The sequence below is a fragment of the Streptomyces hirsutus genome, assembly GCF_001418415.1.
Classification (GTDB): Bacteria; Actinomycetota; Actinomycetes; order Streptomycetales; family Streptomycetaceae; genus Streptomyces; species Streptomyces hirsutus.
This window is the reverse complement of sequence record NZ_LIQT01000329.1, coordinates 1-6783: the sequence shown is the minus strand read 5'-3', so window position 1 is coordinate 6783 and position 6783 is coordinate 1. Positions and strand designations below refer to the sequence as shown.

At 70.7% G+C, this 6783-nt stretch carries 5 protein-coding genes and 1 pseudogene; all 6 read left to right on the top strand.

Annotated elements, in window-relative coordinates:
• Nucleotides 1–1525, top strand: a 1525-nt coding sequence (locus AOK11_RS23930; protein WP_157869435.1) for a MinD/ParA family ATP-binding protein, incomplete at its 5' end; no start/stop codon positions are given.
• A 300-nt stretch (nt 1526–1825) separates the two neighbouring features.
• Entirely contained in the window at nt 1826–3733 is a 1908-nt protein-coding gene (locus AOK11_RS23925; protein WP_055595797.1) for an ABC transporter substrate-binding protein, read from the top strand.
• Between the two features lie 18 nt (nt 3734–3751).
• Nucleotides 3752–4831 (top strand): ABC transporter permease, encoded by a 1080-nt coding sequence (locus AOK11_RS23920; RefSeq protein ID WP_107098663.1) that lies wholly within the window; start codon nt 3752–3754, stop codon nt 4829–4831.
• A complete protein-coding gene (locus AOK11_RS23915; RefSeq protein ID WP_055595796.1) occupies nt 4828–5796 on the top strand; it encodes an ABC transporter permease in 969 nt (322 codons plus the stop codon). Before AOK11_RS23920 ends, AOK11_RS23915 begins: the two co-directional genes overlap by 4 nt.
• A pseudogene (locus tag AOK11_RS45305) lies at nt 5793–6408 on the top strand (ABC transporter ATP-binding protein); the annotation flags it as partial. The gene AOK11_RS23915 and the pseudogene AOK11_RS45305, both read left to right, overlap by 4 nt.
• 2 nt (nt 6409–6410) lie before the next feature.
• A partial coding sequence (locus tag AOK11_RS45300) for an oligopeptide/dipeptide ABC transporter ATP-binding protein (RefSeq protein ID WP_338058941.1) occupies nt 6411–6767 on the top strand: 357 nt, incomplete at its 5' end.
• Between the last annotated feature and the right edge of the window lie 16 nt (nt 6768–6783).

The window sequence follows — 6783 nt, the reverse complement described above, 5'->3', positions numbered from 1 at the left end:
CCCGCAGGCGCAGCCGCAGCATCCCGGCCTGCCCCCGCAGGCGCAGCCGCAGCACCCGCAGGCCGCGCAGCAGGGATTCCCGCTCCAGCAGCCCCAGCCGCCGCAGCACCCGCAGGCTGCCGCGCCGCCGCAGCCGCCTGCAGATCCGCGCGCCGGGGCCGCCTGGCCGCAGCCCATCCAGCACGACCAGCGGCAGCAGACCAACCCCGGTGCCGCGCCGCTCGGTTACACCGCGGCTGTGGAACTGTCGTCGGACCGGCTGCTCAACAGCAGGAAGCAGAAGGCCAAGAGCAGCCGTCCCGCGGCGGGCGGGTCGCGTTTCAAGCTGGGCGGCAAGAAGGAGGAGGCCGAGCGGCAGCGGAAGCTGGAGCTGATCCGCACTCCGGTGCTGTCCTGCTACCGGATCGCCGTGATCAGTCTCAAGGGCGGCGTCGGCAAGACGACCACGACCACCGCGCTCGGCGCCACCCTCGCCAGCGAACGGCAGGACAAGATCCTCGCGATCGACGCCAACCCCGACGCCGGTACGCTCGGCCGCCGGGTGCGGCGGGAGACCGGGGCCACCATCCGTGACCTGGTGCAGGCGATCCCGCACCTCAACTCGTACATGGACATCCGGCGGTTCACCTCGCAGGCGCCCTCCGGTCTGGAGATCATCGCCAACGACGTCGACCCCGCCGTCTCGACGACGTTCAACGACGAGGACTACCGGCGGGCGATCGACGTCCTGGGCAAGCAGTACCCGATCATCCTGACCGACTCCGGTACGGGTCTGCTCTACAGCGCCATGCGCGGGGTGCTGGACCTGGCCGATCAGCTCATCATCATCTCGACACCGTCCGTGGACGGTGCGAGCAGCGCCAGCACGACGCTGGACTGGCTGTCGGCCCATGGGTACGCGGATCTCGTCTCGCGGTCACTCACGGTCATCTCGGGTGTGCGCGAGACCGGCAAGATGATCAAGGTCGACGACATCGTGTCGCACTTCCGGACACGGTGTCGTGGCGTGCTCGTCGTACCGTTCGACGAGCATCTGGCCGCCGGGGCGGAGGTCGACCTCGACATGATGCGGCCGAAGGTGCGGGAGGCGTACTTCAACCTCGCCTCGCTGGTCGCCGAGGACTTCGTCCGGCACCAGCAGTCGCACGGCCTGTGGACCTCCGACGGCAACCCGCCGCCGGTCGCCGCCCCGCCGCTGCCGGGCCAGTACGTCCCCGGCCAGTACGTCCCCGGTCAGTACGCTCCGGACCAGCCCGTCCCGGGTCAGTACGTCCCGGGCCGGCCCTACCCGGACCAGCAGGCACCTCACTCTCCACCGGCACCGCACCCCCAGCAGCCGCCGCAGCAGCCGCAGCCCGGCCAGCCGTACGCCCCGCCCTCCGCGCAGCCCGGCCAGGGATACCCGCAGGCCGCTCCGGGCCGGCCGTACCCCCCGCCGCCGCCCGGCTACGGCTATCCGCAGCAGGGCGGGCCGGAGCAGTACGGCCACCCCGGCGGCGGGCAGACGCCTCCTCCGCAGCAGTAGCCGCCGCGCATGTCACCCGATCGGCCCCTTTCGAGGGGCCGATCCCGTTGTCGGCCCGTACCGTTCGTACGCGGTGCGGGCCGTCCCCGTTTCCGGGTCGTATCACGGCGTCAGGCGCTGGCCAGGAACGCTTCAGTGGTCTCGACCAATAAGCGCAAAGGACTCGTCAACTCGCTGTTTCTGCAGGTCACATGGGGTGCTCGCGCCGTTGACGGCCGCAGATGCCGCTGGTAGACACTCAGCACTCACCTGATCAGCCCGTCCTTCCCGTGCGAGTGATGACGCGAGGTCAGCGACCCTATGGACACGAATGATCAGTACGGCGGTCAGCACGACACCAGGCGTCCCCGTATCCGGCACCGGGGCCGTACGCGAGGCGCGGTCCCCCGCCGCGTCCGGCTCGCCGCGGCGGCCGGTGCGGCCGCACTCGTCCTCACCGCCGGGCTCGCGACCCCGCTCGATCCGGCGCCGCGGGAAGCCCTGGCGGCCGACGACGGCAAGCGGACGCTGACCGTCGCGGTGGCGCAGAGCGTCGATTCGCTCAGCCCGTTCCTCGCCGTGCGGCTGCTCAGTACGAGCATTCACCGGCTCACGTACGAGTACCTGACCAACTACGACCCCGAGGACAACCATGTCGTCCCGGGGCTGGCCACCCGGTGGAAGTCGTCCCCGGACAAGTTGACGTGGACGTACACCATCCGCTCCGACTCGAAGTGGTCGGACGGGAAGCGGGCCACCGCCGAGGACGCGGCGTGGACGTTCAACACGATGATGACCGACGAGGGGGCGGCCACGGCGAACGGCAGCTTCACCGCCAACTTCGAGGAGGTCACGGCGCCGAGCCCGACCGAGCTGGTCATCCGGCTGAAGAAGCCGCAGGCCACCATGACGGCGCTGGACGTGCCGATCGTGCCCAGGCATGTGTGGGAGAAGGTCGACGACTTCTCGAAGTTCAACAACGACAAGGACCTCCCCGTCGTCGGCAACGGGCCGTTCGTCCTCACCGGCTACAAGCCCGACAGCTACGTACGGCTGGAGGCCAACAAGGACTTCTGGCGCGGGGCGCCGAAGTTCGACGCGCTGCTCTTCCGGTACTACAAGGACCAGGACGCGGCGGTGTCGGCGCTGCGCAAGGGTGAGGTGTCGTTCGTCGCCGGGTCGCCGTCCCTGACTCCGGCGCAGGCGGCCTCGCTCCGGAACGAGAAGAACATCAAGGTCAACGACGCGCCCGGCCGCCGCTTCTACGCCCTCGCCACCAACCCGGGGGCGAAGGCGAAGAACGGCGAGAAGATCGGCGACGGGCATCCCTCGCTGCTGGACCAGCGGGTGCGCAACGCACTGTTCATGGCGGTCGACCGGAAGACCGTCGTGGACAAGGTGTTCCAGGGCCACGCGGTGGACGGCGCGGGCTACATCCCGCCGCGCTACGCGCATTACTTCTGGGAGCCGTCGGCCGGCCAGGAGCTTGCGTACGACCCCGGGAAGGCGGCCCGACTGCTCGATCAGGCGGGCTTCATGAGGAACGGGGACGGCAAACGCGTCGGCAAGGACGGCAAGCCGCTGAACTACCGCATCCTGTGTCACGCCACCGACCCGAACGACAAGGCCATCGGCAGGTACCTCGAGGAGTGGTGGGGCGCTCTCGGCATCGGGGTCACGCTCAACTGCCTGGACAACGTGACCGATCCCTGGCTCGCCGGTGAGTACGATCTCGCCTTCGACGGCTGGTCGGTCAACCCCGACCCCGACTTCGTCCTGTCGATCCACACCTGCGGGGCGCTCCCGGCGACACCCGAGGACACCGGCGCGACCGACAACTTCATCTGCGACGAGAAGTACGACGGACTGTACGCACAGCAGTTGGCCGAGTACGACCCCGCCGAACGGGCGAACATCGTCCAGCAGATGCAGTCACGGCTGTACGACCTCGGGTACATGAATGTCATGACGTATCCGAACGCGGTCGAGGCGTACCGCACCGACCAGATCGAGTCGATCACCACGATGCCCTCGGAGGCGGGCAACATCTACGGCCAGGACGGCTACTGGGGCTGGTGGTCCGCGGTGCCCGCGGACTCCGGTGAGGGTTCCGGCGGTTCGTCGTCGACGGGTGTGGTCGTCGGGATCGTCGCGGGTGTCGTCGTCCTCGCGGGCCTCGGGGTGTTCGTGGCGATGCGACGGCGGGCCACGGCCGAGGACCGCGAGTAGACGGGCGAACGGGTACTCATGACCGCCGACGCGACATCCGCTCCCGTCGAGGGCGCGCGAACGGCCTCCGGTCCGGTGAAGGACGGACCGGGGGCCGCCCGCGGGCCGCGGGCCCGCACCACCACCGCGTATCTGCGGTATGTGGCGGGCAAGGTGGCCGGCGCGGCCGTGTCCCTCCTGGCCGTCCTCGTCACCAGCTTCTTCCTCTTCCGGCTGATCCCGGGCGACCCGGTGAAGTTCATGACCGGCGGCCGTCAGGTGTCGACCGAACAACTCGCCTCCTATCGGCGGGAGTTCGGGCTGGACCTGCCGTTGTGGCAACAGTTCACCGGCTACTGCGGCAAGGCGCTCACGGGTGATCTGGGAACGTCGTACCAGTTCAACGCGCCGGTGGTCGACAGGATCACCGAGGCACTGCCGAACACCCTGCTGCTCACCGGTACGGCCTTCGTCCTCTACACGGCACTCGGCATCGTGCTCGGCACCCGGTCGGCGTGGCGGCACGGGCGGCTCGGGGACCGGGTCGGCACAGGGCTGGCACTGACCCTCTACTCCGTCCCGTCCTTCTGGCTCGGGCTGCTGCTGATCATCACGCTGTCGGTGGGCATCGGGCCCGTTCCGGGGCTGTTCCCCACCGGCGGCATGGAGTCGGGCGGCGAGGAGGGATTCGCCCGGGTCCTGGACGTGGCACACCATCTGGTCCTGCCGGTGGTGACGCTGGTGGCGGTGGAGTACGGGCAGACGCTGCTGGTGACGCGGTCGGCGCTGCTGGACGAGATGGGCAGCGACTATCTGACCACCGCGCGCGCCAAGGGACTCCGTGACGACCTGGTCCGGCGCCGGCACGCGGTGCCCAACGCGTTGCTGCCGACAGTGACGCTGATCTTCATCAACCTCGGGCGGACGGTGGCCGGGGTGATCCTGGTGGAGACGGTCTTCTCCTGGCCGGGGCTCGGCGGGCTGTTCTACCAGGCGCTGAGCGTGCCCGATCTGCCGCTGGTGCAGGGGCTGTTCTTCGTGTTCTCCGCGGCGGTGATCGTGATGAACACGCTGGCCGATCTGATCTATCCGCTGCTCGATCCCCGGGTGGGCCGATGACGACGGACAAGGGCACGACGACCGGGACACCGGCGACCCCGCCGACGACCACACCGGCCGCACCGGACAGCGTGGGAGGTCCGCGCACGCTCGCGTGGCGGCGGCGCAGGGCCTCGGCGGCGCGGTTCTGGCGGCAGTACCGCACCCATCGGTCCGGCGTCGTGGGCCTGGCCGCACTCCTGCTGTTCGCGCTGGCCGCCGTGACCGCTCCGCTGCTGGTCGGCTCCGACGTGGACAACGTGACGGACGCGCCGGGCAGTCCACTGGAGCGCCCGAGCAGCGAATTCCCCTTCGGCACCGACCGGTTCGGACGGGATCTGCTCGGTCTGGTGATCTGGGGTGCGCGGGTGTCGCTGCTCGTGGGGCTGCTCGCCGCCGTGCTGTCGGTGGCGATCGGCACCCTGATCGGAGTGACGGCGGGACACTTCCGGGGCTGGTACGCGACGGTGGTGATGCGGGTCACCGACTGGTTCCTGGTGATGCCCACGCTGGTCCTGGCGATCGCGCTGGCCACCGTGATGTCCCGTTCGCTCGTCACGATCGTGGTGGCGATCGGGGTCACGACCTGGCCGACGACGGCCCGGCTGGTGCGCGCGCAGACCCTGGCGGTGGAGACCCGGCCGTACATCGAACGCGCGCGGGCGCTGGGCGGCGGTCACTGGCATGTGATGTCGCGCCATGTGCTGCCCCAGGTGATGCCGCTGGTGCTGGCGCAGACGACCCTGATCATCTCCGCGGCGATCCTGGCGGAGGCGACCCTGGCGTTCCTCGGGCTCGGTGATCCGACGGGGGTGTCGTGGGGCGGGCTGCTGCAGGACGCGCGGGAGGCGGGTGCGGTCAGCGCCGGGCACTGGTGGTACCTGGTGCCGCCGGGCATCGCGATCGCCGTGGTGGCGCTGGCGTTCACGCTCTGCGGGCGTGCCGTGGAGTCCGTCCTCAACCCCAGGCTGGGGGTGTCCCGTTGAGTCTGCTCGACGTCAGGGACCTGACGGTGACGTACGCGGGCGGGGCCGCCGCGGTGCGCGGGGTGGACCTGGGCCTGGAGGCCGGGCAGAAGCTGGGCATCGCCGGGGAGTCGGGCTGCGGCAAGTCGACGCTCGCGCTGGCCCTGCTGCGGCTGCTGCCGTCCGGGACGCGGATCGGCGGGGAGATCCTGCTGGACGGCGAGGACGTGCTGACCATGAAGTGGGGTCGGCTGCGGGCGGTCCGCTGGGCCGGGGCCTCGATCGTGTTCCAGGGCGCGATGCACTCGCTGAACCCCGTGCACCGCATCGGCGACCAGATCGCCGAGCCGCTCCTGCTGCACCGGAAGGCGACCCCGGCGGGGGCCCGGAGGAAGGCCGGTGAGCTGCTGGAGCAGGTCGGCCTGCCGGCCGCTCGGGCGGCCGACCACCCGCACGAACTGTCCGGCGGTCAGCGTCAGCGCGTCATGATCGCGATGGCGCTGGCCTGCGATCCGATGCTGATCGTCGCGGACGAGCCGACCACCGCGCTCGATGTGATGATCCAGGCGCAGATCCTGCGGCTCATCGAGCAACTGGTGGCCGACCAGGACGTGGGGCTGATCATGATCAGCCNNGCGGTGATGTACGCGGGCCGGGTGGTGGAAGAAGGCCCGGCCCGGCAGGTGCACGAGGACGCCCGGCACCCGTACGCCCGTGCCCTGTCGGCGGCGTTCCCCCGCATCGGCGACCCGGCGTCGCGCTTCGCGCCGCGCGGTCTGGCGGGCGATCCGCCGGACCCGTCGGTGCTGCCAGCCGGGTGCACCTTCCATCCCCGCTGCCCGGTGGCCCTGGAGTCCTGCGCGGTGGACGACCAGCCGCTGCGGGTGGCGGGGCCGGAGCGACGGGCGGCGTGCGTACGGGTCGCACAGGACGCGGCCGAGGAGCCGGGGGGCCACGTTCCCCCGGAGGAAGCGAGGCGTACCACCCCATGACGGCCTCCCCCACTGC